Raw genomic sequence first — 24,811 nt, 5'->3', positions numbered from 1 at the left:
GATTTCCTTTTGCCTTGCTGTAAATAAGTTCTCAGATGGGTTGGAGCTTGCGCAATTCAACTGGTTCACGCAACAGGCTCGCTCACGCACTGCAGCGGATGCCCGGCCTGGTGCGCCGCCTCCATCACCTGGTTGACCTTGGTGGCCGCCAGATCGCGGGAATAAACCCCACAAACGCCGCGGCCATCGAGATGAATCTTTAGCATGATCTGGGTCGCGGTTTCGCGATCCTTGTTGAAATATTCCTGCAGGACGACGATGACGAACTCCATGGGGGTGTAGTCGTCGTTCAGCATGACCACCTGGTACATCTGGGGCGGCGCTGTTTTTTGCGGCCGCCGCTCCAGAACGACCGAATCTCCGTCATCCCCGGCCGGTTTCTGGGCCGGCGGAGTGCGGGGAGTCTTGGGAATTCTCGTTGCCATAAAAAAGATTCTATAGAGCGTGCAAGCACCGTGCCGGCGCAAGAAGACTTGGTGGCGCGTAATCGACAAATCAAGGGGCTTGCGTCGTGTACGACACCACAGACGATGCAAAAAATTTTGCCGTTTGCGCGCGCCACAGCGTAAATATTACGCGGCACCCGTTTTGGAAAAAATGGGGATCTGGCGCAAGGTGTTCCATTTCTCCAACCTGTGCCCGTTTTGCTTGGCCGGAAGAAGAAAAGCCCTCGAGATCGGGAGGATCTCAAGGGCCTTGCGTTCATGGCGCCTGGGGCGCCAAAAATGCTATTGCTCTCGCAATTACATGTGGTCGATCATGACCTGGCCGAAGCCCGAGCAACTCACTTGCGTGGCGCCGTCCATCAGGCGCGCGAAGTCATAGGTGACCTTCTTGCTGGCAATGGACTTCTCCATCGAGCTGATGATCAGGTCGGCCGCTTCGGTCCAGCCCATGTGGCGCAGCATCATTTCGGCCGAGAGGATTTCGGAACCGGGGTTCACATAGTCCTTGCCGGCGTACTTGGGAGCCGTGCCGTGGGTGGCTTCGAACATGGCGACGGTGTCGCTCAGGTTGGCGCCAGGGGCAATACCGATACCGCCCACTTGCGCAGCCAGCGCGTCGGACACGTAGTCGCCGTTGAGGTTGAGCGTGGCAATCACGCTGTACTCCGCGGGGCGCAGGAGAATCTGCTGCAGGAACGCGTCGGCAATGCTGTCCTTGACGGTGATTTCCTTGCCCGTTCGGGGGTTCTTGAACTTCATCCACGGGCCGCCGTCGATCAGCTGGGCGCCGAACTCCTTGGCGGCCAGTGCGTAGGCCCAGTCGCGGAAGCCACCTTCGGTGAACTTCATGATGTTGCCCTTGTGCACGATGGTGACGCTGGGCTTGTCGTTGTCCACCGCGTATTGCAGCGCCTTGCGCACGAGGCGCTCGGTGCCTTCCTTCGACACAGGCTTGACGCCGATGCCGGAGGTGTTGGGGAAGCGGATCTTCTTGACGCCCAGTTCGTCCTGCAGGAATTTGATGAGCTTCTTGGCCTTGTCGCTTTCGGCTTCGAATTCGATGCCGGCGTAGATGTCTTCCGAGTTCTCGCGGAAGATGACCATGTTGGTCTTGTGCGGCTCGCGCACCGGGCTGGGCACGCCTTCGAAGTACTGGATGGGGCGCAGGCACACGTACAGGTCGAGTTCCTGGCGCAGCGCAACGTTCAGCGAGCGGATGCCGCCGCCGACGGGCGTGGTGAGAGGGCCCTTGATGGAAACCACATAGTCGCGCACGGCGTGCAGCGTTTCTTCGGGCAGCCAGACGTCGGGGCCGTAGACCTTGGTCGACTTTTCGCCGGCATAGACTTCCATCCAGTGGATCTTCTTCTTGCCGCCGTAGGCCTTGGCCACCGCGGCGTCCACCACCTTGAGCATCACCGGCGTGATGTCCAGCCCCGTGCCGTCGCCTTCGATGAAGGGAATGATCGGCTGATCAGGCACATTGAGCGAGTTGTCGGCGTTGACCGTGATCTTCTGGCCTTCGGTCGGGACTTTGATGTGCTGGTAGCTGGACATGAGGGGGGAATGACTCCGGGAGTGACGTAATTCGGACGACTGTCTGCGAATTCAGACAGCAATGGGGAATCGCTGTACAGCCCGCGAACAAATCGCTGTACATTTTAGACGCAACCCATCAGCAAGCGTTTGTCAACCTGCGAGGCAACGGCCTCGTTAGTGGCTGACCTTCTGCTCGCCGGGAGGCGTTTCCAACCAATTCTCGATAGAGGAATCATCAATGAGCAAAATTCTCGCAGTCATGATCGCTGGCTTGTTCGCCGCTGGCGCCTACGCCCAGAACCCGACCGGCACCACACCCGAGCAAGGGAACGCTACCGGCAGCAAGCCGCAAGCCCGCGCTGAAGCCAAGAAGGAAGCCAAGCCCGCTGGTCAAGTGGCTGCTCCCGCTGGCGACATCGCCAAGACGCCCGAAGGCGGCACGTTCGGCGCCGACAAGGCTGGCGTTGCTGGCGAGAAGCGCGCCAAGACCCGCGACGATCGTCGTCGCAACAAGGACGGCAGCGTGAAGCGCAAGTCGACCCAAGGCGGTACGCCCCAGTAATTCGGCCCAGGCCGTGCGAAAAGCGCTCTCCGGAGCGCTTTTTTTTCGCTTGCGCGAACGAAACTGCTGTCAACCGGGCCGAGCGGCTGACGCGTTGAAGGTTCACCTTCCAACGGGAGGTGATCCATATCAACAATCTCAAAGGATGTCTCATGAACAAGTTGCTCGCAGCCCTCGTCGCCGGTCTTTTCGCAGCCGGCGCATTTGCGCAAACCCCACCCGCACCCGCACCCGCACCGGCGCCGGCCGCACCTGCCGTCGTTCACAAGGCGAAGCAACCGGCGAAGCACGCCGTCAAGAAGCACAAGGCTCGCCACCACGTGGCCAAGGCGCACACTGCTGCCGCCAAGAAGGTGTAAGCTGCCAAGCTCACCGGCAATGCCTGCCAATGCCCGCATCAGCGGGCATTTTTATTGGTTTCGCGCCCTTGAACCCGCCCTGAAAGAAGCACCGATGTTTCAGCGTTTCGCCGCCCTGCTCCTGCTCGCCGCCTCTTTGATCGGCCCGGCACAAGCCCAACAGCAACCCCAGACCGATCTGCAACGCACCAAGCTGTCCGTCGGCTTGTACAAGATCGATGCGCAAGTCGCGCAAACGCCCCGGCAGCGGGAAATCGGCTTGATGTTCCGCAAGGAGATGCCGCAGGCCGAGGGCATGATCTTTGTTTTCGAACAGCCGGCCACCCAGTGCTTCTGGATGAGAAACACGCTGCTGCCGCTGACCGCAGCCTTCGTGGCCGACGATGGCCGCATCGTCAACCTCGTCGATATGCAGCCCCAGACCGAGAACTCGCACTGCTCCGAAGAGCCGGTGCGCTATGTGCTCGAAATGAACCAGGGCTGGTTCGCCAAGAAGAACATCAAGAAAGGCGCCAAGCTGAGCGGCGAACTGTTTGCCGCTTCGAAGCGCTGAGCACCCGTATTCCTGCCCGTCGTCCTGCCATTGCCCACGAAAAAGCCGACCCTCGGGTCGGCTTTTTCAATGGGGAACCCGGTTCAGCCGAAGTTCTTGGCCGCGAAGTCCCAGTTCACCAGCTTGGCCAGGAAGGTCTCGACGAACTTCGGGCGCAGGTTGCGGTAGTCGATGTAGTAGGCGTGCTCCCAGACGTCCACCGTCAGCACCGGGGTGTCACCGGTGGTCAGCGGCGTGCCCGCGGCGCCCATGTTCACGATGTCCACCGAGCCGTCGGCCTTCTTCACCAGCCAGGTCCAGCCCGAACCGAAGTTGCCCACGGCCGACTTCACGAACGCTTCCTTGAAGGCGTCGTAGCTGCCCCATTTGGCATCGATGGCCTTGGCCAGCGCGCCGCCGGGAGCGCCGCCGCCCTGGGGCTTCATGCAGTTCCAGAAGAAGGTGTGGTTCCAGATCTGGGCGGCGTTGTTGTAGATGCCGCCGCTGGACTTCTTGACGATGTCTTCGAGGGGCATCGACTCGAACTCGGTGCCCTTTTGCAGGTTGTTGAGGTTCACCACGTAGGCATTGTGGTGCTTGCCGTAGTGGTACTCGAGGGTTTCCTTCGAGTACTCGGGTGCCAGCGCGTCGAGGGCGTACGGCAGGGGTGGGAGCACATGTTCCATGGTTTTTTCTCGTGGGTTGGTTGCGGGGAATTAATGATTCTAGAAAGGAATTACGTACCCGGCGTCGGACGCGTTCCCGTTTTGCCGGGCGTCACGGTCAGGTCGACCGAGCCATCCGCAAGCCGTGCAACCACGGCGTCGCCCGGATTCAGTTTCTTTGCGCTGACGATCGCCCGGCCGTCGGCACCCGTTAGCCACGCGTAGCCTCGTTGCAGCACCAAGGCCGGATCGAGCAGCCGAAGGCGCAGGGCCACGCGTTCCAACCGGTCGCGCCGCTGCGCCAGCGCGCGCTCGAGCTTCTGCGGGAAATCGGCGGAGATCGACCGCGGCACATGGGCGAGACGCTCGGTTCTCGACAGCAGCGCGTAGCGCAGCCGCTGCGAATGATGCGCCAGCCGAAGCTGCTGGCGAGCCACCAGTGTCGAGGGCCGCCCGAGCCGTGCGGCCGCCTGGTCGAGGCGCTGGCCCAGCACGTCGAGGCGCGTGCCCAACGCATCGTCGAGCCGTCCGCCCAACAGGTCGAGCGCATCGAGCCACATTGCCTGGGGAGCGCTGACGAGTTCCGCGGCCGCCGTGGGCGTAGGCGCGCGCAGATCGGCACAAAAGTCGGCAATGGTGAAGTCGGTTTCATGCCCCACCCCGCAAATCAGCGGAACCGGGCTTTGCACGATGGTGCGGGCCAGGGTTTCGTCGTTGAAGGCCCAGAGGTCCTCGATGGAGCCGCCGCCCCGCACCAGCAGGATCACGTCGACGGCCGGCTCCAATGCGTACAGCGATTGCAGCGCACGCACCAGTTCCGCCGGCGCACCGGCGCCCTGCACCGCTGCCGGCGCCAAAACCACCGGAATGTGCGGAACGCGGCGCCGCAACGCCGTGACGACATCGTGCAGAGCCGCTGCGCCGAGCGAGGTCACGAGGCCCACCGCACGCGGCATGGTGGGCAGCGCCCGCTTGCGCGCGGCATCGAAGAGCCCTTCGGCTTCGAGCCGCGCCTTGCGTTGCAGGAACTGCTCGAACAAGGCGCCCTGCCCCGCGCGCTGCAGGCTCTCGACCACCAGTTGCAGATCGCCGCGCGGCTCGTACACCGCTAGGCGCCCGCGCACCTCGACCTGGTCGCCGTCGCGCGGCGAAAAATCGAGCAGGCCGGCCGCCCGCCGGAACATCGCGCAGCGCAATTGGCCGGACTCGTCCTTGAGCGCGAAGTAACAATGTCCACTTGAAGCGCGCGAAAACCCCGAGATTTCGCCGCGCACCGCGACCGGATTGAAGCGCGCATCGAGCGCATCGGCGACCGCGCGGCACAACGCGCCGACCGCCCAGATCCGCGGACCGGGCGTTGTATTCGATTCACGCAAGTTCACAAAATGCGCAAGTGGCCGGCGACCACTCTTCCACAGTGAGCGGCCACCCCCCAATGGCGAGGCCGCGATACGAAACAGGCGCACGGTTTGTCGTGCAAGCTGTTGATTTCATTGGAAAAAGTACTGCTCAAAATTCAATCGATCTAACGGAAAGCCCGTGCCATGCGGGTCCGGGCACGTTGCCCAGCAGGTTAATCACAAAGTTATCCACAGAATCTGTGCGTCCTTGCTTACATGCAAACAAGCCGCGTGGCGATGGTGGGCTCGGTGGATAATCGCCGCGCATTTGCAGTCTACGGGGCCGGAGGATTCCTTGTTTTCCATCATAGTTGCCGCGGGCTGGCCGATTTGGCCATTGCTCGCTTGTTCAGTCATCGCGCTCGCGCTGGTTATAGAACGTTTCACAAGCCTGAAGACCGTGAAGGTCCTACCGCCCAAACTGCTCGACGAAGCGATGACCGTCTCGCACGGTTCGGTTCCGGGGCCCGATGTGGTGACCAAGCTCGAACGCAATTCGTTGCTCGGGCAGGTACTGGCCGCCGGTCTCCGGGCGCTCAACGCCAACCCCCGCTGCACCGAGGACGACCTGCGCGCGGCCATGGAGGCTTCGGGGCGCACCGCAGCGCACAAGCTGGAGCGCTACTTGCCGGCACTGGCGACCATTGCATCGGCAGCGCCGTTGCTCGGCCTGCTGGGTACGGTGATCGGCATGATCGAGATCTTCGGCTCGCAGTCGCCCGGAAGCGGCGCGGTGGGCTCCGGGAATCCGGCACAGCTGGCGCACGGTATTTCGATTGCGCTTTACAACACAGCTTTCGGCTTGATCGTGGCGATTCCGACGCTGATCTTCTGGCGCTATTTCCGCAGCCGGGTCGACGAATATTTGTTGAACCTCGAGCTGTCTGGCGAGCGCTTTGCCCGCCACCTGAACGCGCTGCGGAAATGATGGCCCCCACGCTTGCCACCGCCGCACCGTCCGACGGAGGCCTGGCATGACCCGCGGCCGCATGCATTTCCGCCACGGTGCGCGCGACGAGCCGGAGATCAACCTGATCCCGTTCATCGACGTGCTGCTGGTCGTTCTCATTTTCCTGATGCTGTCGACCACCTACAGCAAGTTCACGGAAATGCAGTTGCGCCTGCCGACGGCGGATGTCGATTCGCAGCGCGACTATCCCAAGGAAGTGATCGTGGCGGTGTCCGCCGACGGCCGCTATTCGATCAACAAGACGGCCCTCGCCGACCGCAACGTGGCGACGGTGGCCGCCGCGCTCGGTGCCGCAGCCACGGGCGGCAAGGACAGCGTGGTCATCATCAGCGCCGACGCCAGCAGCCCGCACCAGGCCGTGATCACGGTGATGGAAGCGGCACGCCGCGCGGGTCTGGTGCAGATCACCTTCGCAGCCCAATCGACGGCGCAAGCAGGACGCTGAGTGCCGTCCGACGGCCGCAGCAGCAGTACCAGCGCACCGGCCTCCGGGCTGCAGCGCGCCTGGCTGCATCGCGGCGTGATGGCCTGCGCGCTGTGGCCGTTGTCGCTTCTCTACGCGGCGCTTTTCGGGCTGCGGCGCTGGCTTTACCGGCAAGGGTGGCTGAAGACCGAGCGCGTACCGGTGCCGGTGATCGTGGTCGGCAACGTGATTGCGGGCGGTGCCGGCAAGACACCGGTCGTGATGGCCGTGGTTCGGCATCTGCAGGCCCGCGGCCTGAGCGTTGGTGTTGTGTCGCGCGGCTATGGCCGCCGCACCGACGACTGCCGTGAAGTGCTCGAGGGGAGCGATCCACAAGACGTCGGCGACGAGCCGGCGCTGATTCGCCATGCCACCGGCGCGCCCGTTTTCGTGGCACGGCGCCGCATCGAAGCCGCGCGCGCCCTGCTGGCGCGGCACCCGGCGACGCAGGTCGTCGTGAGCGACGACGGGCTGCAGCACTTGGCGCTTGCGCGCGATATCGAGATCTGCGTTTTCGACGACCGCGGCATCGGCAACGGCTGGCGGTTGCCCGCCGGCCCCTTGCGCGAGCCTTGGCCGCGGCGGTGCGACCTGGTGCTGCACAGCGGCGCGCACCCGGCATTCGAGGGCGGCTACACCGCAACCCGCGCCCTGGCGCAGGACGCCGTGGCAAGCGACGGAAAACGCGTGCCGCTGGAGGCTCTCGCCGGCAAGCCGGTGATTGCGCTGGCGGCCATTGCACGGCCGGAAGCATTCTTCGACATGCTGCGGGCGCGTGGCCTCGTGCTGGCCGAGACGATCGCACTTCCCGACCACTACGACTTCGACGGCTGGCTGCGCCCCTCCCATACCGAGCGCACGCTGCTCTGCACCGAAAAAGACGCCGTCAAGCTGTGGCGAAAAGCCCCCGACGCATTGGCCGTGCCGCTGCATTTCGCACCCGCGCCGGATTTCTTCGCCGCGCTCGACGCAAAGCTATCATCGCTCGATGGATACCAAGCTGCTTGAACTGCTCGTCTGCCCCGTGACCAAGGGCCCGCTGACCTGGAACGCCGAAAAGCAGGAGCTCTGCTCGCGCAGCGCCCGCCTTGCCTACCCCGTGCGCGACGGGATTCCGGTGTTGCTCGAGAACGAGGCGCGCACGCTGTCCGACGAAGAGTTGGGGCTGTGAGCTTTACTGTCCTGGTGCCGGCTCGCCTGGCTTCGACGCGGCTTCCCGACAAACCGCTGGCGGACATCGCCGGCTTGCCCATGGTGGTGCGCGTGGCGCAGCGGGCGAGCCAATCGGGCGCTTTGCGGGTGGTGGTTGCTGCGGACGACCCTTCCATTGTCTCGGCCTGCAAGGACCATGGCGTGGAGGCCATCCTCACGCGCCAGGACCATCCCAGCGGCACCGACCGTCTCGCCGAAGCCTGCGAGCAGCTCGGCCTCGACGCCGACGATATCGTGGTCAACGTGCAGGGCGACGAGCCGCTGATCGACCCCGCGCTGATCGACGCCGTGGCATCGGCGCTCGCCCTTCATCCGGAAGCCGCCATGAGCACAGCCGCCCATGAAATCGATTCGCTCGACGACTTCCTGAACCCGAATGTGGTGAAGGTGGTGCTCGACGTGCGGGGCAATGCGCTCTATTTCAGCCGTGCGCCCATTCCGTGGTGGCGCGACGGCTCCGTCAACCGTGCGCCGCCGTCGGCGCTGCCCACCCCGGCGCCGCTGCGCCACATCGGCATCTACGGATACCGCGCGGGTTTCGTGCGCAAATTTCCTTCGTTGCCGCCGGCACCCGTCGAGGCGACCGAAGCGCTGGAGCAGCTGCGCGCGCTCTGGCATGGGCATCGCATTGCGGTGCACGTTACGCATGCGGCTCCCGGGCCGGGCATCGACACCCCTGAAGACCTGGCCCGCGTGCGCGCGTTGTTCGCATCCCAGCCGCCTCTCTGAGGCGCCCGCGACAGCGGCGGTAACGGAAATTCTTCACGCTTACGCATGCTATCCTCGACGCAATTCCGCCTTGCACGGCTTCTGGGCCGTCGTTGGGTGCGACACAAGATCTAAGAACCGTCCGAGGACACCATGAGACTAATTTTGCTGGGCGCGCCCGGGGCGGGCAAAGGTACGCAAGCGGCCTTCATCTGCCAGAAATACGGCATTCCCCAAATTTCGACCGGCGACATGCTGCGCGCAGCCGTCAAGGCCGGCACGCCGCTCGGGCAGCAGGCCAAGGCGGTCATGGAATCAGGTGGCCTGGTGAGCGACGACCTCATCATCAACCTCGTGAAGGAACGCATTGCGCAACCCGATTGCGCCGATGGTTTTCTGTTCGACGGCTTCCCCCGCACCATTCCGCAGGCCGACGCCATGAAGGCGGCGGGCGTCAAGCTCGACTACGTGCTCGAAATCGACGTGCCCTTCAGCGACATCATCGAACGCATGAGCGGCCGGCGCTCGCATCCGGCATCGGGCCGCATCTATCACGTGAAGTTCAACCCGCCGAAAGTCGAAGGCAAGGACGACATCACGGGCGAAGACCTGATCCAGCGCAAGGACGACGAGGAAGAAACCGTACGCAAGCGGCTCGAGGTCTACAGCCAGCAGACGCGTCCGCTGGTCGACTACTACTCGGCCTGGGCCAAGGCGGATCCGGCCGCGGCACCGAAGTACCGCGCCATCAAGGGCGTAGGCACGGTCGAAGAGATCACCCAGCGCGCACTGGCTGCCCTGAGCAACTGAATTTCACAGCGACAGGCGCGCTGTTCGCTGCTGTAGCGGCCTGCCGGCCTTGCTGGTTGCCGCCGCCCAGCGCTCAGGCGGGCGTCTCGAACAGTTCCAGCATCAGCGCAATGCGTGCCTTGACCGGCGTCAGCGCACCGGCGTCGCGCAGCCGGTCGTCAGGCCTTGGAAGAATGCGCCCGCTCGCGCAACGCGTGGCGCGCAGCACGGCAACCCCTGCATCCTGTGCACGAAGCGCGGCGGCCTCCAGCGCATGGTGCACCGTGCCGTTTCCCGTCGCAGCCAGAACCAGCCCGCGAATCGGCTCCGCGCCAACTGCTGTCCGCTCCTGCAGCAGCAGGTCGACGACGGCGCCGCTCACGCCAGCGTGGCTCGTGACGATTTCGACTCTGGGCCAGTGCGCCGCCGCACCGTCCTTCGTCTCGAAGAATTTCCGGCTTTTGCCCACTGGCGATTGCGGCCAATCCCGCAGGCGCCGTACGGAGCCCTCCTCCACGTAACCGACCGGTCCGGCATCGCCCGAAGCAAACGCATCCGGGCGATAGGTGTGCACCTTCTGAACATCCAGCGCGCTGTGGATTGCGCCCGCGCAGACCACCGTCACGCCCTGCGCCGCCGGCGTGGCCGCGACCGCGATGGCATCGCGCACGTTCTGCGGGCCGTCGGGCGAAAGCGAACTGGCCGGACGCATGGCGCATGTCAGCACGACGGGCTTGCCGGGAGCAAGCACGGTTTGAAGGAAGAATGCCGTTTCCTCGATGGTGTCGGTGCCATGCGTGATCACCACGCCTGCCACGTCGGCTTCGGCCAGCCAGAAAGCGCACCGCCGGGCGAGTTGCAGCCAGACATCGAATTCCATGTCCTTGCTGTCGAGCTGCGCCACCTGCTCCGCCGAGAGCTCCAGGCCTTCGGGCGCGCCGATGCCGCCGAGCAGGTCTGCCACCTCCACTTGCCCGGCGGTGTAGCCGATGTTGTCTCCGCCATCCGCGGCGCGTCCGGCAATGGTGCCGCCCGTGCCCAGAACCACGATGCGCCGCAGGCTGGGCGAAAGGGAATTAACCATGGCTTGCCAACTTTTAAAAACTGGTTAAAAATACAGGTACTGGATATTCAGCCAGTGCCGCAAGGAACCACATATGCAGTTCGCCGTGAAGCTTACCGCCCGCCAGCAGCAAATCCTGGATTTGATCCAGAGCGCCATCGCACGTACCGGCGCTCCGCCCACGCGGGCCGAAATTGCCAGTGAACTGGGCTTCAAGTCGGCCAATGCCGCCGAGGAGCACCTGCAGGCGCTGGCCCGCAAAGGCGTCATCGAACTCGTCAGCGGCACCTCGCGAGGCATCCGGCTCAAGGGTGACGCGCTGCGTTCGCTCAACGAGTCGCGCAACAATCAGTTTTCGCTTTCGCTGCCCGGCATGGCGCAGCTTGCGCTGCCTCTCATCGGCCGCGTTGCGGCGGGCTCGCCCATCCTGGCGCAAGAGCACGTCGACCAGACCTATTACGTCGAGAACACGCTGTTCCAGCGCCAGCCCGACTACCTGCTGAAGGTGCGCGGCATGTCCATGCGCGACGCCGGCATCATGGACGGCGACCTGCTGGCGGTCCAGGCCACCAAGGAAGCGCGCAACGGCCAGATCGTGGTGGCCCGCCTCGGCGACGAAGTCACCGTCAAGCGCCTCAAGCGCAACAAGCAGGTCATCGAGCTGCATGCCGAGAACCCCGACTACCCGACCATCATCGTTCAGCCCGGCGAGCCTTTCGAAATCGAAGGCCTGGCGGTCGGCCTCATTCGCAACACCATGCTGATGTAGGCCTCGCGGCCTGCCGAAAGCAGCGCCCCATCCGGCCGCAACAGGTGGCGGGCGTATGGCGCGAAGTCGCCATCACCCTGTTGCGTCCGATCAAAGAAATCCTGCCTGTGTTCAACCTCAGACTTTTTTGGAGTTCACATGGGAATCGCCCTCCTCGCCATCGTTGATTTGTGGATGCCGCTGCAATCGCTTGCAAGCCGGTTGCTGCCGGCGCGCCGTTCACGCCACCGCGACAGCGGCAGCGCCTCCGCAGGGTTGCGCTACGTCGCGGTTCGGCCGGCCTGCACGGCCCGAGCCCACGGCGCGGCTGCGCCCAAGGCGGCGCCCGCCCCCGTACGGCCCCTGCGCGTCATTCGCGTGGTCGACGGGCCGCAGGGCGAAAAACGCAGCACCAACCGCATGGTGATTTCGGGCCGCATGGCCGATGTTTGCGCCGAACTCGACCGGCTGGCGGCACTCGAAGCCATGGAAGCAGTCAGCGCCGCCCCGCGCTCCACACGCCTGCACTGAGCCTGTGCAGTCCCCGGTGACCATTGGCCGGGGCGGGTATCCAAACGTTCACACGCGCGTCATGCCAATGCTGCGAGGCACAATGGCACGCCATGAACATTGTGATCCTCGACGATTACCAGGACGCCGTGCGCAAGCTGCGCTGCGCCGCCAAGCTGGACGCGTATGCGGCCAAGGTCTACACCAACACGGTCAAGGGCATTGGTCAACTCTCGATCCGCCTGAAGGATGCCGACGTGATCGTGCTGGTCCGCGAGCGCACCCACATCTCGCGCCAGCTGATCGAAAAGCTGCCCAAGCTCAAGCTCATTTCGCAGACGGGGCGTGTGGGCGGCCATATCGACGTTACGGCCTGTACCGAGCGGGGCGTGGCGGTGGCCGAGGGCACCGGCTCCCCCCAGGCCCCGGCCGAACTCACGTGGGCGCTGATCATGGCAGCCATGCGGCGGTTGCCGCAGTACATCAGCAACCTCAAGCACGGGGCGTGGCAGCAGTCGGGGCTCAAGTCGGCCTCGATGCCGCCCAATTTCGGCCTGGGTTCGGTGCTCAAGGGCAAAACGCTCTGCATCTGGGGCTACGGCCGCATCGGGCAGCTGGTGGCGCGCTACGGGCAGGCCTTTGGCATGCAGGTTGTCATCTGGGGCCGCGAGGCAAGCTGCGCCAAGGCCAGGTCCGACGGTTTCCAGGTGGCGCAGAACCGCCACGAATTCTTCGCCGCGGCCGACGTGCTGTCGGTGCATCTGCGGCTCAACGAAGAAACCGTGGGACTGGTCACGCTCGAAGACCTTTCGCGCATGAAGCCGACGGCGCTCTTCGTCAATACCTCCCGTGCGGAACTGGTCGAGCCCGACGCACTGCTCGCGGCGCTCAACCGCGGCCGTCCGGGGCTGGCAGCCGTCGACGTGTTCGAGAGCGAGCCGCCGCTGCAGGGTCACGCGCTGCTGCGCCTCGAAAACTGCATCTGCACGCCGCACATCGGCTACGTGGAGCAAGACAGCTACGAGAGCTATTTCGGCCAGGCTTTCGACAATGTCGTGAGCTTCATCAAGGGCAACCCCACCAACATCGTGAATCCGGGCGCACTGCAGGTTCGCCGGTGAGTTCATGAGCCGCCGGGCCGCCCCAAGGCGAATACCGCAGCCGAAGGCGAAGGTCCTTCAGTGAGCCGGCCGGCGCCCCAGGGCGCACTCTGGGCGCTGCTGGCCGGCAATTTCGTGATTGGCACGGGCGTGATGGTGGTACCCGGCACGCTCAATGAAATCAGCACATCGCTGGCCGTGACCGTCGCTACCGCGGGCCAGCTGATCACGGTGGCCGCCGTCGTGATGTGCCTTGGCGCTCCGTTGCTGGCGGCCGTGGTCGCGGGCTGGGACCGCCGCCAGTTGCTCGCCCTCACCCTCGTCTGGTACGCCGCCGGGCATGTCGTTGCGGCCCTGATGCCGAGTTTCGGCGCCCTGCTGCCGGTGCGCATGCTCACGGTGGTGGCGCCGGCCATCTTCACGCCGCAGGCCGCGGCCTGCGCCGGCATGCTGGTGCCGCCGGAGCAGCGCGGGCGCGCCGTGACTTTCGTTTTTCTCGGCTGGTCGATGGCCTCTGTGCTGGGCCTGCCGCTCGGCGCACTCATTGGCGGCCACCTGGGCTGGCGCATGGCTTTCATGGCGGTTGCAATGCTCAGCGTCGTGAGCGCGGCGTCGATCTGGCTGACCCTGCCGCGTGGCATTCGTCCCGCGGCGCTCACGGCCGCGGCCTGGTCGCGCGTGCTGCGCAGCCCGGTGCTGATGGGCATCGTGTCGGTCACGGCGTTGCAGGGTGCCGGCCAGTTCGTTCTGTTCAGCTACTTCGGCCCCATCCTCAAGCAGAACTTCGGCGCGGACCCCACCACGCTCAGCCTGATGTGGGCCCTCTTCGGCGTTTTCGGGCTCATGGGCAACATGCTGGTGAGCCGCTTCATCGACCGCGTGGGCGCGGGCCGCATGGTGCTCCTGACGAGTTCGCTGATCGCGCTCAGCCTTTTCCTCTGGCCGTGGGCCGGCACGCTCCCCTGGCTGGCGGCGGTTCTCGTGCCCTGGGGCCTGGGATGCTTCGCGACCAATTCGGCGCAGCAGGCACGGCTGGTGGGCCTCGCGCCCGCCCTTGCGCCGGGTTCCGTGGCGCTCAACAGCTCGGGCATCTACATCGGCCAGGCCGTGGGTGCCGGGCTGGGCGGATGGCTGCTCGCCAATGAGGCGGTGGCATGGATGAACTGGGTCGGCCTGACCTTGCTGCTGCTGGCCATCGGCCTGAGCGTGGCCATCGATCGCAGCCGCCGCACGGCCTGACAACGCAGCCCCGCGTAAGACCCGGGACACCGCTGCTCCCGGTGACTGCAAAATCGAAGGCTGCGCAAGCTCCGCGCCCAACGCCTGCCATCAGGCCCGGATACCCCTCAACCAGCGAAAATCTTCTTCCAATGACAGTGAACTACACCCGGATCGGCGTCGTCGGCGCCGGCGCCATGGGCCGAGGCATCGCCCAGATCGCCGCACAGGCGGGCAGCGAAGTGCTATTGCTCGACAGTTTTGCAGGTGCCGCGGAGCGCGGGCGCGAAGCCCTCGTGGCCCAATGGAACAAGCTGCACGAGAAGGGCAAGATCGACGCCGCGGCGCGTGATGCGCAAATCGCCCGTGTCAAGGCGGTCGATTCGGTCGCGGCCCTGGCCGCATGCGACCTCGTGATCGAAGCGGTGGTCGAGGACATCGAGGTCAAGCGCAAGCTGTTCCGCGAACTCGAATCGGTCGTCGCGCCCACGGCCACGCTCGCGACCAACACCTCGTCGCTGTCGGTCACGGCCATCGCGGCCGGGCTCAAGCACCCGCAGCGCGTGGCGGGCTTTCACTTCTTCAACCCCGTGCCGTTGATGAAGGTGGTCGAGGTGGTGGCGGGCTTCAAAACTTCCGCCGAAGTCTGCAAGCAGCTGGCCGGCTATGCGGTGCAGATGGGCCATAGCGCCGTGCAGGCGCAGGACACGCCGGGCTTCATCGTCAACCATGCCGGCCGCGGCTACGGCACCGAGGCGCTGCGCATCGTGGGCGAAGGCGTAGCCGACTTCGCCACCATCGACCGCATCCTGAAGGACCAGGCCGGTTTCCGCCTCGGCCCGTTCGAGTTGATGGACCTGACGGCGCTCGACGTGTCGCATCCGGTGATGGAGTCGATCTATCACCAGTACTACGAGGAGCCCCGCTTCCGCCCCAGCGTGATCACGGCCCAGCGCCTTGCAGCGGGCGTGCTCGGCCGCAAGACCAACGAAGGCTTCTACAACTACCACGACGGCGTGATGCAGCAGCCTCCCGAAGCCGCGCCGCCAACGGTGGCGGCGCTGCCCTCGGTGTGGGTGTCGCCACGCGCCGCGCGCCGGGCCGAGTTGCTGCGGCTGGTGAATACGCTCGGTGCGCAAATCGACAGCGGCGCCACAGCCGCGCCCACTTCGCTCATCCTGGTGGCACCGCTGGGCTTCGATGTGACCACGGTGGCCGCGGTCGAACGCCTGGACGCCACGCGCACCGTCGGCATCGACATGCTGATCGACGATGCCGCCACCAAGCGACGCGTGCTTGCCACCAACCCGGCCACGCGGCGCGACATTCGCGATGCGGCGCACGCCCTCTTCGCGCGTGACGGCAAGGCCGTGAGCGTGATCCGCGACAGCGGCGGCTTCGTCACGCAGCGCGTGATCGGCACCATCGTGAACATCGCCTCCGACATGTGCCAGCAGTGCATCTGCTCGCCGGCCGATCTCGAAACTGCCGTGCAGCTGGGCCTCGGCTATCCGCGCGGTCCGCTGGCCATGGGCAACCTGTACGGGCCGACCAACATGCTCGAAGTGCTGTTCAACTTGCAGACCGTCTACGGCGATCCGCGCTATCGCCCGAGCCCGTGGCTGCGCCGCCGCGGTGCAATCGGCCTGAGCCTGCTGCACGAAGAAGAATAAACACCAAGGAAAGCCTCACAGCGATGACCGCCGAACTGAAAAGCACCAGCGAAGGACGCACCATGGTGCTGACGATCGCCAACCCGACCCAGCGCAATGCATTGGGCCCCGAGATCTACGCCGCAGGCATCGAGGCGCTCAACGGCGCCGAAAGCAGCGACGAGATTCGCAGCGTCGTCATCGTGGGCGAAGGCGCGTGGTTCTGCGCCGGCGGCTCGCTGCAGCGGCTGTCCGACAACCGCCAGCGCGACCCTTCGGTGCAGGCCGAAAGCATCGAGGGCCTGCACAACTGGATCGACTCCATCCGCACCTTTCCCAAGCCGATCATTGCGGCGGTCGAAGGCGCGGCGGCCGGCGCCGGCTTCTCGCTGGCATTGGCCTGCGATTTCGTCGTGGCCGCGCGCGACGCGATTTTTGCGGCTTCTTACAGCAACGTGGCGCTGTCGCCCGACGGCGGGCTGAGCTGGCACCTGGGCCAGGCGTTGCCGCGCCAACTGGCCAGCGAGTGGCTGATGGCCGGCGAGCGCATCGGCGCGCCGCGGCTGCATGCGCTCGGGCTGGTCAACGAACTGAGCGAGAACGGCCAGGCGCTCGCAAGCGCACTGGCGCTTGCGGCCAAGCTCAATGCACGCGCGCCGAACTCGCTGGCCAGCATCAAGGAACTGCTCAGCGAGGCGCGCGGTGCCACGTTCGCGTCGCAGCTCTCGCAGGAGCGCGACCACTTCGTTCGCAACCTTCACCACCCCAATGCCGGCATCGGCATTGCCTCATTTCTAGAGAAGAAACCGCCGCAGTACGAATAGCGGCACGACGTCACTCCCGTGACACCCTTCAGCTTTTCAGTCGCCGACAGGACAGACCAATGGACGACCCCATTCTTACCATCGAAGAACGTGAAGCGATCAACAGTGGTCGCTGGTTTTCTTCTCTCTCTCCATCGCTACGGCACGACATTCTCCGATGTGCTTTTGTCAAACGCTACAAGGACGGCGACCTGATCGCCGCCCGCGGCGACCCTCCCGATCACTGGATTGCCTGTGCCAAGGGCGCGGTGCGCGTCAGCTCGACGGCCGTGTCGGGCAAGCAGGTGACGCTGACCTACGTGGAGCCGGGCATCTGGTTCGGCGACGTGGCGATGTTCGACGGAGACAGGCGCACGCACGATGCCTATGCGCATGGCGACACGACAGTGCTCTGCGTGGCGCGGGCCGACTTTCAGAAGATCCTGGCCACGCACGTGGAGCTGTACGAAGCATTGATGCGGCTGCAGGCGCGCCGCATCCGCACGCTGTTCGGGCTGGTGGAAGACCTCAACACCCTGCCCTTGCGCGCACGCCTGGCCAAGCAGCTCATCCATCTGGTGCGCAGCTACGGCGTGCCCAACCTGGAAGACGGCAGCCAGACGCGCATCGGCCTGCAATTGGCGCAGGAAGAACTCGCGCAGTTGCTCGGTGCCTCGCGCCAGCGGGTCAACCAGGAGCTCAAGACCATGGAGCGCGAGGGCACTATCCGGATCGAGCCGGGCGGCCTGGTCGTGCTGGATCGCGCAGCCTTGATGCGCGTCTCCGAAGCTGAGACCTGAGAAAACCAAAAAGAGACAGAGACATGAGCCAGGACTTCTCGAACTTCATCGGCACACGCGCCGTTTCGCAACAGCATGCCTTCGACATCGAAGCACTTGCAGCCTGGCTCACGAAGAACCTCGACGGCTTCCAGGGCCCGCTCACGGTCGAAATGTTCAAGGGTGGGCAATCGAACCCCACCTACAAGTTGGTCACGCCGACGCAGAGCTACGTGATGCGCGCCAAGCCCGGGCCGGTCGCCAAGCTGTTGCCCTCGGCCCATGCGGTGGAGCGCGAGTTCAAGGTCATGAGCGGCCTGCAGGGCACCGATGTGCCCGTGCCGCGCATGCACTGCCTGTGCGAGGACGAATCCTTCATCGGCCGCGCCTTCTACGTGATGGAGTTCATGCAGGGCCGGGTCCTCTGGGACCAATCGCTGCCCGGCTTCACCAACACCGAACGCGCGGCTTACTACGATGAGATGAACCGCGTCATTGCGGCGCTGCACACCGTGAAGTTCGCGGAGCGCGGCCTTGCGGACTACGGCAAGCCCGGCAACTACTTCGAGCGCCAGATCGGCCGCTGGAGCAAGCAGTACAAGGCCTCGACCGACGGCGCCGGCGAACTGTCCCAGCCGATCGATGCCATGGAGCGCCTGATCGACTGGTTCCCCGCCCACATGCCGGCGAGCGCGCGCGACGAAAGCAAAGTCTCGATCGTCCATGGCGACTACCGCCTCGACAACGTGATGTTCCACGCCACAGAGCCGCGGATCATCGCGGTGCTCGACTGGGAGCTCTCCACGCTGGGCCATCCCCTCGCGGACTTCAGCTACCACTGCATGTCCTGGCACATGCCTCCCACCACCGGCCGCGGCATCGGCGGCGTGGATGTCGCGGCGCTGGGCATTCCCACCGAGAGCGAATACATCCGCCGGTACTGCGAGCGCACGCGCATCACCACGCCCGAAGCGCTGGCACCCGACTGGAACTTCTACCAGGCCTACAACCTGTTCCGCATGGCCGCGATCCTGCAGGGCATTGCCAAGCGGGTCGAGGCCGGTACCGCGTCGAGCGAGCAAGCCGTGGCCTCCGCCCGCGGCGCGCGACCGATGGCCGAGATGGCCTGGCAGTTTGCCCAAAAGGCGTAACCAGCCCCAAAACCCCACCAGGAGACAGCATGGATTTCGAATATTCGGCCAAGACCAAGGAATTGCAGAAACGCGTCACCGCGTTCATGGACGAGCACATCTACCCGGCCGAAGCCGCGTATGCGGCCGAGCTGGCCGCCAACACGGCCGCCGGCAAGCGCTGGACCGCGCTCAAGACCGTCGAGAAGGTCAAGGAAAAGGCCAAGGCCCAGGGATTGTGGAACCTGTTCCTGCCGGTCGACAGCGCCTCCGCCTCGGGCTACGAGGGCGCCGGCCTCACCAACCAGGAATACGCACCGCTGGCCGAGATCATGGGCCGGGTGCAATGGGCTTCGGAAGCCTTCAACTGCTCGGCGCCCGATACGGGCAACATGGAAACCATTGCCCGCTACGGCTCCGAAGCCATCAAGGCACGCTGGCTCAAGCCGCTGCTCGAAGGCGAGATTCGCTCGGCCTTCGCAATGACCGAACCCGATGTTGCCTCCAGCGATGCCACCAACATCTCGACCCGCATCGAACGCCAGGGCGACGAATACGTGATCAACGGCCACAAGTGGTGGATTTCAGGTGCCGCCGACCCGCGCTGCGCCGTCTTCATCACCATGGGCAAGAGCGACCCCGATGCGCCGAGGCATTCGCAGCAAAGCATGGTGATCGTGCCGGCCGATGCCAAGGGCATCCGCATCGTGCGCCCGCTCAACGTCATGGGCTACGACGATGCCCCGCACGGCCACGTCGAGATGTACTTCGAGAACGTGCGCGTGCCCGTCGACAACATCCTGCTCGGCGAAGGCCGCGGCTTTGAAATCGCCCAAGGCCGCCTTGGCCCCGGACGCATTCACCACTGCATGCGCCTGATCGGCCTGGCCGAGCGTGCGCTCGAACTGATGTGCAAGCGCGCTTCTTCGCGCGTGGCCTTCGGCAAGACGGTCGCTTCGCAGACCGTCACGCAAGAGCGCATTGCCGAAGCACGCTGCAAGATCGACATGGCCCGCCTGCTCACGCTCAAGGCCGCATGGCTGATGGACGTGGCCGGCAACAAGGTCGCGAAGAACGAAATCGCGATGATCAAGGTGGTCGCGCCGAGCATGGCCTGCCAAGTGATCGACTGGGCCATGCAGGTGCATGGCGGCGGCGGCATGTGCGACGACTTTCCGCTTGCCTACGCCTATGCCGGCGCGCGCACGCTGCGCTTTGCGGACGGCCCCGACGAAGTGCACCGCAATGCGATCGCGAAGTGGGAGCTGGGCAAGTACGCGCCCAGCAAGACCGAGGCCGAGCCGCCCGTCACGCGCTTCTGATTCGTCCTGCTCCCTCTCCCTCTGGGAGAGGGTTGGGGTGAGGGCCGACGGCGATCAATTCGCCTCGGCCTTTTCTTTTTCAGAGCTTCTTCTGCAAAAACACCGCGTGCCCGAACGCAGGGTCGAGTTGATAGCCGATGAACCCCTCACGTTCGTAGCTGCGCAACGCCGGCGCATTGCCCGACAGCACTTCCAGCGTGAGCTTGCAGGCACCACGCACGCGGGCTTCTTGCTCCACCCGTTCGAACATGCGTTGCGCAACCCGCCGGCCGCGATGGCTGGCCAGAACGACAACGTCATGCACATTGACCAGCGGCTTGCAGGCAAAGGTCGAAAAACCTTCGATGCAGTTGACGAGCCCGACGGGCTGCGCACCGTCGTAAGCCAGCACGCTGAAAGCTTGCGGCCGCGCAGCGAGTGCCGCGGGCAGGCCGGCACGCACGTCGGCGTCGAGCGCCGTACCGCCGCCGGCGGGATCGCGTGCATAGCTGTCGAGCAGGTCGACCAGTGCCGCCGAGTGCTTTGCGTTGCGGTAGTCCGCCAGAACGACTTCGACCATCGCTATTGCGCGGGCTCGAGAGTTGCGGCAAGGCGCTTCGCGCAAGCCTCGGCCTGCTTCGCGTCGCGTGCCTCGACCATTACGCGCACCAACGGCTCGGTGCCGCTTGCACGGATCAGCACACGGCCGCCGTCGCCGAGTTCAGCCTCGATGCGCTGAGTTTCGCTGGCCAGCGCCCTGTTGCTCTTCCAGTCCTGTCCCGGCGTCAGGCGAACATTGATGAGGGTCTGGGGAAACAGCGTGATGTCGGCCAGCAGCTGCGCCACCGTCTTGCCGCTGCGCACGCAGGCTTGCAGCACCTGCAGTGCGCTCACGATGCCGTCGCCGGTGGTGTGGCGGTCGAGCGCCAGCAGATGGCCGGAGCCTTCGCCGCCCAGAATCCAGCCGCGCTTGTCGAGTTCTTCAAGCACATAGCGGTCGCCCACCTTGGCGCGCACGAACTCGATCCCCTGGCCGCGCAGCGCCACCTCGACAGCCTTGTTGGTCATGAGTGTACCGACCACGCCGACAGGCTTTTCTCCGCGCGAAATACGCTCGGCCACCATGAGGTAGAGCAGTTCGTCGCCATTGAACAGGCGCCCGCTGGCGTCGACGAGTTGCAGGCGGTCGGCGTCGCCGTCGAGCGCAATGCCGTAGTCGGCCTTCTGCGCCGTCACGGCGGCGACCAGCGCCTCGGGATGGGTCGCGCCGAAGCCCTTGTTGATGTTGAGCCCGTCGGGCGCGCAGCCGATGCTGGTGACCTCGGCCCCCAGTTCGTGGAACACGTTCGGCGCCACCTGGTAGGCCGCGCCGTGCGCCGCATCGATCACGAGCTTCATGTCGCGCAACGTCAGGTCGTTGGCGAAGGTGCTCTTGCAGAACTCGATGTAGCGGCCGGGCGCGTCGTTCAGGCGGCGCGCCTTGCCGAGTTCGGCCGAGGTTGCCCATACAGGGGCCTCTTCGAGCGCGGCTTCCACCGCAAGCTCCCATTCGTCGTCGAGCTTGCTGCCCTGCGCGCTGAAAAACTTGATGCCGTTGTCCGGGTAGGCGTTGTGGCTGGCGCTGATCACCACGCCCAGACTCGCGCGCTGTGCGCGCGTGAGGTAGGCCACGCCCGGTGTAGGCAGCGGGCCCAGCAACACCACGTCGACCCCGGCGGAATTGAAGCCCGACTCCAGCGCGGATTCGAGCATGTAGCCCGAAATGCGGGTGTCCTTGCCGATCAGCACTGTCGGGCGCGACTGGCTTTTCTTGAGCACGCGGCCCACGGCATGCGCAAGGCGCAGCACGAAGTCGGGTGTGATGGGCGACTGGCCGACCGTGCCGCGAATGCCGTCGGTGCCAAAGTATTTGCGGGTCATGAAGTTTGTTCTTGTTGTTGATCGTTGGAAGCCCGTCGGCCTGGATGCGGCTCTTCGGTTTTCATGGCACGCCACACGGCGAGTGCCGCCACGGTGTCGCGCACGTCGTGCACCCGCACGATGGCCGCGCCGCGGTCCACCGCGAGCACCGCCGCCATCACGCTGGGCACCAGGCGTTCGGCAGCAGCCGGAATGCCGCTGACCGTACCGATGGAAGACTTTCGAGACCAGCCCAGCAGCAGCGGATAGCCGGCGTCGAGCAGTTCACGCTGGCGTGCCAGCAGGGCAAAATTTTGCGCCACTGTCTTGCCGAATCCGATTCCCGGATCCAAGGTGATTCGCGACGGATCGACCTTCAGCAAACGCAGTTGCGCCACCTGCTGCGCCCAGAACGACAGCACCTCGGGAACCACATCGCCCTGCATGGGCGCGGTCTGCATGGTTTGCGGATCGCGATGCATGTGCATCAGGCAAATGCCGCACGAGGGGTGCGCGGCCACCGCTTCGCGCGCACCGGGCTGCCGCAGCGCCCAGACATCGTTGACGACGTCAGCGCCCAACTCGAGCACCGCGCGCATGACTTCCGGCTTGTAGGTGTCGACGGAAAGCGGCACGTTCAGCTTCACAGCCTCGCGGACCACCGGCAGCACGCGCGCCAGCTCGGCGTCGAGCGGCACGGCCGGGCTGCCGGGCCGGGTCGATTCGCCGCCGATGTCGAGCATATCGGCGCCCTCCTTCAGCAACTGCTCGCAATGCTGCAGGGCGGCCGCGGTAGAAGCATGCGCCCCGCCGTCGGAGAAAGAATCGGGAGTGACGTTGACGATGCCCATCACGCGCGGCTGCGCGAGATCAATCGCAAAACGTGCGGTCTGCCAGATCAACGGAGCCATCGTCATGCGGCACCTTCATCATCGAAAACGGGGCCAAGGGCCCCGTTGTTGTGTGACGCCGGATGCACTTCAGGCGGCAGTCGGCGCCGGATCCGGTTTCACAGCCGGCGTACCGCCGCTGCCACCGCTGCCCGACGGCGGAATGCGCGGCGTCCAATCCTTGGGCGGACGCGGCGCGCGGCCGGCCATGATGTCGTCGAGCTGTTCGCTGTCGAGGGTTTCCCATTCGAGCAGCGCCTTCGCCATGGTGTGCATCTTGTCGCTGTTTTCCTCGATGAGGCGGCGCGCCAGGGCGTATTGCTCGTCGATGATGCGGCGGACTTCCTCATCCACCTTTTGCATGGTCTGCTCGCTCATGGTGGTGGTCTTCGTCACGGAACGGCCCAGGAAGACTTCACCCTCGTTCTCTGCATAGACCATCGGGCCCAGTGCGTCGGTCATGCCGTAACGCGTCACCATGTCGCGGGCCAGTTGGGTTGCCTTGTTGAAGTCGTCCGAGGCACCGGTGGTGCGCTGATTCATGAAGACTTCTTCGGCAATCCGGCCACCGAACAACATCGAGATCTTGTTGAGCGCCCATTCCTTGTCGTAGCCGTAGCGATCCCGCTCAGGCAGCGTGAAGGTGACGCCCAGTGCGCGCCCGCGCGGAACAATCGTGACCTTGTGAACAGGGTCCGACTTTGGCAGGAGCTTGCCGATGAGGGCATGGCCTGCTTCGTGGTACGCGGTGTTCCTCAACTCTTCCGGGTCCATGACTGCCGAGCGGCGTTCCGGGCCCATGAAGATCTTGTCCTTGGCTTTCTCGAAGTCCTGCATCTCGACGACGCGGGCATTGCGGCGTGCAGCCATCAGGGCAGCTTCGTTGCAGAGGTTGGCCAGATCGGCACCGGACATGCCTGGCGTTCCGCGTGCAATCACGTTCGGATTGACGTCCTGGCCCAAGGGCACCTTGCGCATGTGAACGGCGAGGATCTGCTCGCGCCCCTTCACATCGGGCAGCGTGACATACACCTGGCGGTCGAAACGGCCGGGGCGCAGCAGTGCGGCGTCCAGAATGTCCGGACGGTTGGTTGCAGCCACGACGATCACGCCGAGGTTGGTTTCGAAGCCGTCCATCTCGACCAGCATCTGGTTCAGGGTTTGTTCGCGCTCGTCGTTGCCGCCACCCAGGCCGGCACCGCGCTGGCGGCCCACCGCATCGATTTCGTCGATGAAGATGATGCAAGGGGCGTTCTTCTTGGCGTTCTCGAACATGTCGCGCACGCGGGCCGCGCCCACGCCGACGAACATTTCGACGAAGTCGGAGCCCGAGATCGAGAAGAACGGAACCTTGGCTTCGCCGGCGATCGACTTGGCAAGCAAGGTCTTGCCGGTACCCGGAGGGCCGACCAGCAGCAGGCCGCGCGGAATGCGACCGCCGAGCTTCTGGAAGCGCTGCGGGTCTTTCAGGAAGTCGACCACTTCACGGACTTCTTCCTTGGCTTCGTCGCAACCTGCAACGTCGGCGAAAGTGACCGTGTTGTTGTTCTCGTCCATCATGCGGGCTTTGCTCTTGCCGAAGCTGAACGCTCCGCCTTTGCCGCCGCCCTGCATCTGTCGCATGAAGTAGATCCAGACGCCGATCAGCAGCAGCATCGGCCCCCAGCTCACCAGGAGCGTCATGAGGAGCGAGCCCTCTTCGCGCGGCTTGACGTCGAACTTGACGTTGTGATCGATCAGGTCGCCCACGAGGCCGCGGTCGAGCACCGTGGCGGTCGTGCGGATCTTGCGATCGTCGTTGGTGACGGCGATGATTTCTCCGCCGCCTGCGCCTTCAGGAATGACGGCACTTTTAATCTGGTTGTTTCGGACCTGATCCAGGAACTCTGAATAACTCACCGTCCCCGAGCCAACGCCACCGCGGGTGTCGAACTGCTTGAACACAGTGAACAACACCATGGCAATGACGAGCCATACGGCAACTTTGGAAAACCACTGATTGTTCAAACGAAGCTCCAGTCGAAAGCGCGTGACAAGATTGTGAAAAAGAACGCGCTGTGGATACGCAATTGC

At 64.9% G+C, this 24,811-nt stretch carries 27 protein-coding genes; 18 read left to right on the top strand and 9 right to left on the bottom strand.

What is annotated here, in order from left to right; translation table 11 throughout:
* Positions 1–65: 65 nt before the first annotated feature.
* Entirely contained in the window at positions 66–425 is a 360-nt protein-coding gene (gene clpS / locus ABIC94_RS04595; protein ID WP_354371662.1) for an ATP-dependent Clp protease adapter ClpS, read from the bottom strand.
* 318 nt (positions 426–743) lie between these two features.
* Positions 744–2,003, bottom strand: coding sequence for an NADP-dependent isocitrate dehydrogenase (icd, locus tag ABIC94_RS04590; RefSeq protein ID WP_354371660.1), 1,260 nt, complete (start codon positions 2,001–2,003; stop codon positions 744–746).
* A gap of 220 nt (positions 2,004–2,223) precedes the next feature.
* Here icd and ABIC94_RS04585 point away from each other — a divergent pair, with 220 nt between their 5' ends.
* The 3 genes from ABIC94_RS04585 to ABIC94_RS04575 all read left to right on the top strand — a co-directional run bounded on the left by ABIC94_RS04585 (position 2,224) and on the right by ABIC94_RS04575 (position 3,459).
* On the top strand, positions 2,224–2,547 hold the full coding sequence (locus tag ABIC94_RS04585) for a cell envelope biogenesis protein TolA (protein ID WP_354371658.1): 324 nt from the start codon (positions 2,224–2,226) through the stop codon (positions 2,545–2,547).
* A gap of 152 nt (positions 2,548–2,699) precedes the next feature.
* Complete coding sequence (locus ABIC94_RS04580; RefSeq protein ID WP_354371656.1) at positions 2,700–2,906, top strand: hypothetical protein; 207 nt, start codon at positions 2,700–2,702, stop codon at positions 2,904–2,906.
* A gap of 94 nt (positions 2,907–3,000) precedes the next feature.
* Positions 3,001–3,459, top strand: a complete 459-nt coding sequence (locus tag ABIC94_RS04575) for a DUF192 domain-containing protein (protein ID WP_354371654.1) — start codon at positions 3,001–3,003, stop codon at positions 3,457–3,459.
* Between the two features lie 83 nt (positions 3,460–3,542).
* Here ABIC94_RS04575 and ABIC94_RS04570 read toward each other — a convergent pair whose 3' ends face one another.
* Together ABIC94_RS04570 and xseA are read right to left on the bottom strand one after the other, a co-directional pair.
* A complete protein-coding gene (locus tag ABIC94_RS04570; protein WP_354371652.1) occupies positions 3,543–4,124 on the bottom strand; it encodes a superoxide dismutase in 582 nt (193 codons plus the stop codon).
* Positions 4,125–4,174: 50 nt separating this feature from the next.
* Positions 4,175–5,485, bottom strand: coding sequence for an exodeoxyribonuclease VII large subunit (gene xseA / locus ABIC94_RS04565; protein ID WP_354371650.1), 1,311 nt, complete (start codon positions 5,483–5,485; stop codon positions 4,175–4,177).
* A gap of 313 nt (positions 5,486–5,798) precedes the next feature.
* Here xseA and ABIC94_RS04560 point away from each other — a divergent pair, with 313 nt between their 5' ends.
* From ABIC94_RS04560 to adk, 6 genes are all read left to right on the top strand, one after another.
* Positions 5,799–6,431: a MotA/TolQ/ExbB proton channel family protein gene (locus ABIC94_RS04560; RefSeq protein WP_354372028.1), complete on the top strand. Its 633-nt coding sequence runs from the start codon at positions 5,799–5,801 to the stop codon at positions 6,429–6,431.
* A 61-nt stretch (positions 6,432–6,492) separates the two neighbouring features.
* Entirely contained in the window at positions 6,493–6,918 is a 426-nt protein-coding gene (locus ABIC94_RS04555; RefSeq protein WP_354372027.1) for an ExbD/TolR family protein, read from the top strand.
* Positions 6,919–7,944: a tetraacyldisaccharide 4'-kinase gene (lpxK, locus tag ABIC94_RS04550; RefSeq protein ID WP_436317931.1), complete on the top strand. Its 1,026-nt coding sequence runs from the start codon at positions 6,919–6,921 to the stop codon at positions 7,942–7,944.
* Entirely contained in the window at positions 7,925–8,107 is a 183-nt protein-coding gene (locus ABIC94_RS04545) for a Trm112 family protein (protein WP_013541700.1), read from the top strand. The genes lpxK and ABIC94_RS04545 overlap by 20 nt, the downstream gene beginning before the upstream one ends.
* Positions 8,104–8,877 (top strand): 3-deoxy-manno-octulosonate cytidylyltransferase, encoded by a 774-nt coding sequence (gene kdsB / locus ABIC94_RS04540; protein WP_354371648.1) that lies wholly within the window; start codon positions 8,104–8,106, stop codon positions 8,875–8,877. Before ABIC94_RS04545 ends, kdsB begins: the two co-directional genes overlap by 4 nt.
* 132 nt (positions 8,878–9,009) lie before the next feature.
* Positions 9,010–9,666 carry an adenylate kinase gene (gene adk, locus ABIC94_RS04535; protein WP_354371646.1) on the top strand — a complete coding sequence of 219 codons (657 nt, stop codon included), beginning with the start codon at positions 9,010–9,012 and terminating at the stop codon, positions 9,664–9,666.
* Positions 9,667–9,739: 73 nt separating this feature from the next.
* Here the strand turns inward: adk and ABIC94_RS04530 are convergent, their stop codons facing one another.
* The gene (locus ABIC94_RS04530) at positions 9,740–10,729 is read right to left on the bottom strand and encodes an asparaginase (protein WP_354371644.1); all 990 of its coding nucleotides are present in this window, start codon (positions 10,727–10,729) and stop codon (positions 9,740–9,742) included.
* Positions 10,730–10,802: 73 nt separating this feature from the next.
* Between ABIC94_RS04530 and lexA the strand changes: the two genes are divergently transcribed.
* From lexA to ABIC94_RS04485, 9 genes are all read left to right on the top strand, one after another.
* Positions 10,803–11,477 (top strand): transcriptional repressor LexA, encoded by a 675-nt coding sequence (lexA, locus tag ABIC94_RS04525; protein ID WP_354371642.1) that lies wholly within the window; start codon positions 10,803–10,805, stop codon positions 11,475–11,477.
* Positions 11,478–11,615: 138 nt separating this feature from the next.
* Positions 11,616–11,987, top strand: coding sequence for a hypothetical protein (locus tag ABIC94_RS04520; RefSeq protein WP_354371640.1), 372 nt, complete (start codon positions 11,616–11,618; stop codon positions 11,985–11,987).
* Between the two features lie 92 nt (positions 11,988–12,079).
* Positions 12,080–13,087, top strand: a complete 1,008-nt coding sequence (locus ABIC94_RS04515) for a D-2-hydroxyacid dehydrogenase family protein (protein ID WP_354371638.1) — start codon at positions 12,080–12,082, stop codon at positions 13,085–13,087.
* 60 nt (positions 13,088–13,147) lie between these two features.
* Positions 13,148–14,305, top strand: coding sequence for an MFS transporter (locus tag ABIC94_RS04510; RefSeq protein ID WP_354371636.1), 1,158 nt, complete (start codon positions 13,148–13,150; stop codon positions 14,303–14,305).
* A 131-nt stretch (positions 14,306–14,436) separates the two neighbouring features.
* Positions 14,437–15,957, top strand: coding sequence for a 3-hydroxyacyl-CoA dehydrogenase (locus ABIC94_RS04505; protein ID WP_354371634.1), 1,521 nt, complete (start codon positions 14,437–14,439; stop codon positions 15,955–15,957).
* Between the two features lie 23 nt (positions 15,958–15,980).
* Positions 15,981–16,760: an oxepin-CoA hydrolase, alternative type gene (locus tag ABIC94_RS04500; protein ID WP_354371632.1), complete on the top strand. Its 780-nt coding sequence runs from the start codon at positions 15,981–15,983 to the stop codon at positions 16,758–16,760.
* Between the two features lie 59 nt (positions 16,761–16,819).
* Positions 16,820–17,539, top strand: coding sequence for a Crp/Fnr family transcriptional regulator (locus ABIC94_RS04495; RefSeq protein ID WP_126749836.1), 720 nt, complete (start codon positions 16,820–16,822; stop codon positions 17,537–17,539).
* 23 nt (positions 17,540–17,562) lie between these two features.
* A complete protein-coding gene (locus tag ABIC94_RS04490; RefSeq protein ID WP_354371630.1) occupies positions 17,563–18,669 on the top strand; it encodes a phosphotransferase in 1,107 nt (368 codons plus the stop codon).
* Between the two features lie 29 nt (positions 18,670–18,698).
* Entirely contained in the window at positions 18,699–19,970 is a 1,272-nt protein-coding gene (locus ABIC94_RS04485) for an acyl-CoA dehydrogenase family protein (protein WP_354371628.1), read from the top strand.
* Positions 19,971–20,049: 79 nt separating this feature from the next.
* On the opposite strand, the gene ABIC94_RS04480 is transcribed toward ABIC94_RS04485, so the two are convergent.
* The 4 genes from ABIC94_RS04480 to ftsH form a co-directional block, all read right to left on the bottom strand.
* Positions 20,050–20,529: a GNAT family N-acetyltransferase gene (locus ABIC94_RS04480; RefSeq protein WP_354371626.1), complete on the bottom strand. Its 480-nt coding sequence runs from the start codon at positions 20,527–20,529 to the stop codon at positions 20,050–20,052.
* A 2-nt stretch (positions 20,530–20,531) separates the two neighbouring features.
* On the bottom strand, positions 20,532–21,869 hold the full coding sequence (gene glmM, locus ABIC94_RS04475; RefSeq protein ID WP_354371624.1) for a phosphoglucosamine mutase: 1,338 nt from the start codon (positions 21,867–21,869) through the stop codon (positions 20,532–20,534).
* Positions 21,866–22,765, bottom strand: coding sequence for a dihydropteroate synthase (folP, locus tag ABIC94_RS04470; RefSeq protein ID WP_354371622.1), 900 nt, complete (start codon positions 22,763–22,765; stop codon positions 21,866–21,868). The genes glmM and folP overlap by 4 nt, the downstream gene beginning before the upstream one ends.
* A gap of 63 nt (positions 22,766–22,828) precedes the next feature.
* Positions 22,829–24,745 (bottom strand): ATP-dependent zinc metalloprotease FtsH, encoded by a 1,917-nt coding sequence (ftsH, locus tag ABIC94_RS04465; RefSeq protein WP_354371620.1) that lies wholly within the window; start codon positions 24,743–24,745, stop codon positions 22,829–22,831.
* Positions 24,746–24,811 lie beyond the last annotated feature (66 nt).

Source organism: Variovorax paradoxus (assembly GCF_040544635.1).
Lineage (GTDB): Bacteria > Pseudomonadota > Gammaproteobacteria > Burkholderiales > Burkholderiaceae_C > Variovorax > Variovorax paradoxus_R.
This window is presented reverse-complemented; position numbering and strand designations above follow the sequence as displayed.

What these genes read in the sequence shown, in the direction of transcription:
- clpS (WP_354371662.1), bottom strand. Translation starts at nt 425, where the DNA reads ATGGCAACGAGAATTCCCAAGACTCCCCGCACTCCGCCGGCCCAGAAA.
- icd (WP_354371660.1), bottom strand. Translation starts at nt 2,003, where the DNA reads ATGTCCAGCTACCAGCACATCAAAGTCCCGACCGAAGGCCAGAAGATC.
- ABIC94_RS04585 (WP_354371658.1), top strand. Translation starts at nt 2,224, where the DNA reads ATGAGCAAAATTCTCGCAGTCATGATCGCTGGCTTGTTCGCCGCTGGC.
- ABIC94_RS04580 (WP_354371656.1), top strand. Translation starts at nt 2,700, where the DNA reads ATGAACAAGTTGCTCGCAGCCCTCGTCGCCGGTCTTTTCGCAGCCGGC.
- ABIC94_RS04575 (WP_354371654.1), top strand. Translation starts at nt 3,001, where the DNA reads ATGTTTCAGCGTTTCGCCGCCCTGCTCCTGCTCGCCGCCTCTTTGATC.
- ABIC94_RS04570 (WP_354371652.1), bottom strand. Translation starts at nt 4,124, where the DNA reads ATGGAACATGTGCTCCCACCCCTGCCGTACGCCCTCGACGCGCTGGCA.
- ABIC94_RS04555 (WP_354372027.1), top strand. Translation starts at nt 6,493, where the DNA reads ATGCATTTCCGCCACGGTGCGCGCGACGAGCCGGAGATCAACCTGATC.
- ABIC94_RS04545 (WP_013541700.1), top strand. Translation starts at nt 7,925, where the DNA reads ATGGATACCAAGCTGCTTGAACTGCTCGTCTGCCCCGTGACCAAGGGC.
- adk (WP_354371646.1), top strand. Translation starts at nt 9,010, where the DNA reads ATGAGACTAATTTTGCTGGGCGCGCCCGGGGCGGGCAAAGGTACGCAA.
- ABIC94_RS04530 (WP_354371644.1), bottom strand. Translation starts at nt 10,729, where the DNA reads ATGGTTAATTCCCTTTCGCCCAGCCTGCGGCGCATCGTGGTTCTGGGC.
- lexA (WP_354371642.1), top strand. Translation starts at nt 10,803, where the DNA reads ATGCAGTTCGCCGTGAAGCTTACCGCCCGCCAGCAGCAAATCCTGGAT.
- ABIC94_RS04520 (WP_354371640.1), top strand. Translation starts at nt 11,616, where the DNA reads ATGGGAATCGCCCTCCTCGCCATCGTTGATTTGTGGATGCCGCTGCAA.
- ABIC94_RS04515 (WP_354371638.1), top strand. Translation starts at nt 12,080, where the DNA reads ATGAACATTGTGATCCTCGACGATTACCAGGACGCCGTGCGCAAGCTG.
- ABIC94_RS04505 (WP_354371634.1), top strand. Translation starts at nt 14,437, where the DNA reads ATGACAGTGAACTACACCCGGATCGGCGTCGTCGGCGCCGGCGCCATG.
- ABIC94_RS04500 (WP_354371632.1), top strand. Translation starts at nt 15,981, where the DNA reads ATGACCGCCGAACTGAAAAGCACCAGCGAAGGACGCACCATGGTGCTG.
- ABIC94_RS04495 (WP_126749836.1), top strand. Translation starts at nt 16,820, where the DNA reads ATGGACGACCCCATTCTTACCATCGAAGAACGTGAAGCGATCAACAGT.
- ABIC94_RS04490 (WP_354371630.1), top strand. Translation starts at nt 17,563, where the DNA reads ATGAGCCAGGACTTCTCGAACTTCATCGGCACACGCGCCGTTTCGCAA.
- ABIC94_RS04485 (WP_354371628.1), top strand. Translation starts at nt 18,699, where the DNA reads ATGGATTTCGAATATTCGGCCAAGACCAAGGAATTGCAGAAACGCGTC.
- ABIC94_RS04480 (WP_354371626.1), bottom strand. Translation starts at nt 20,529, where the DNA reads ATGGTCGAAGTCGTTCTGGCGGACTACCGCAACGCAAAGCACTCGGCG.
- glmM (WP_354371624.1), bottom strand. Translation starts at nt 21,869, where the DNA reads ATGACCCGCAAATACTTTGGCACCGACGGCATTCGCGGCACGGTCGGC.
- folP (WP_354371622.1), bottom strand. Translation starts at nt 22,765, where the DNA reads ATGACGATGGCTCCGTTGATCTGGCAGACCGCACGTTTTGCGATTGAT.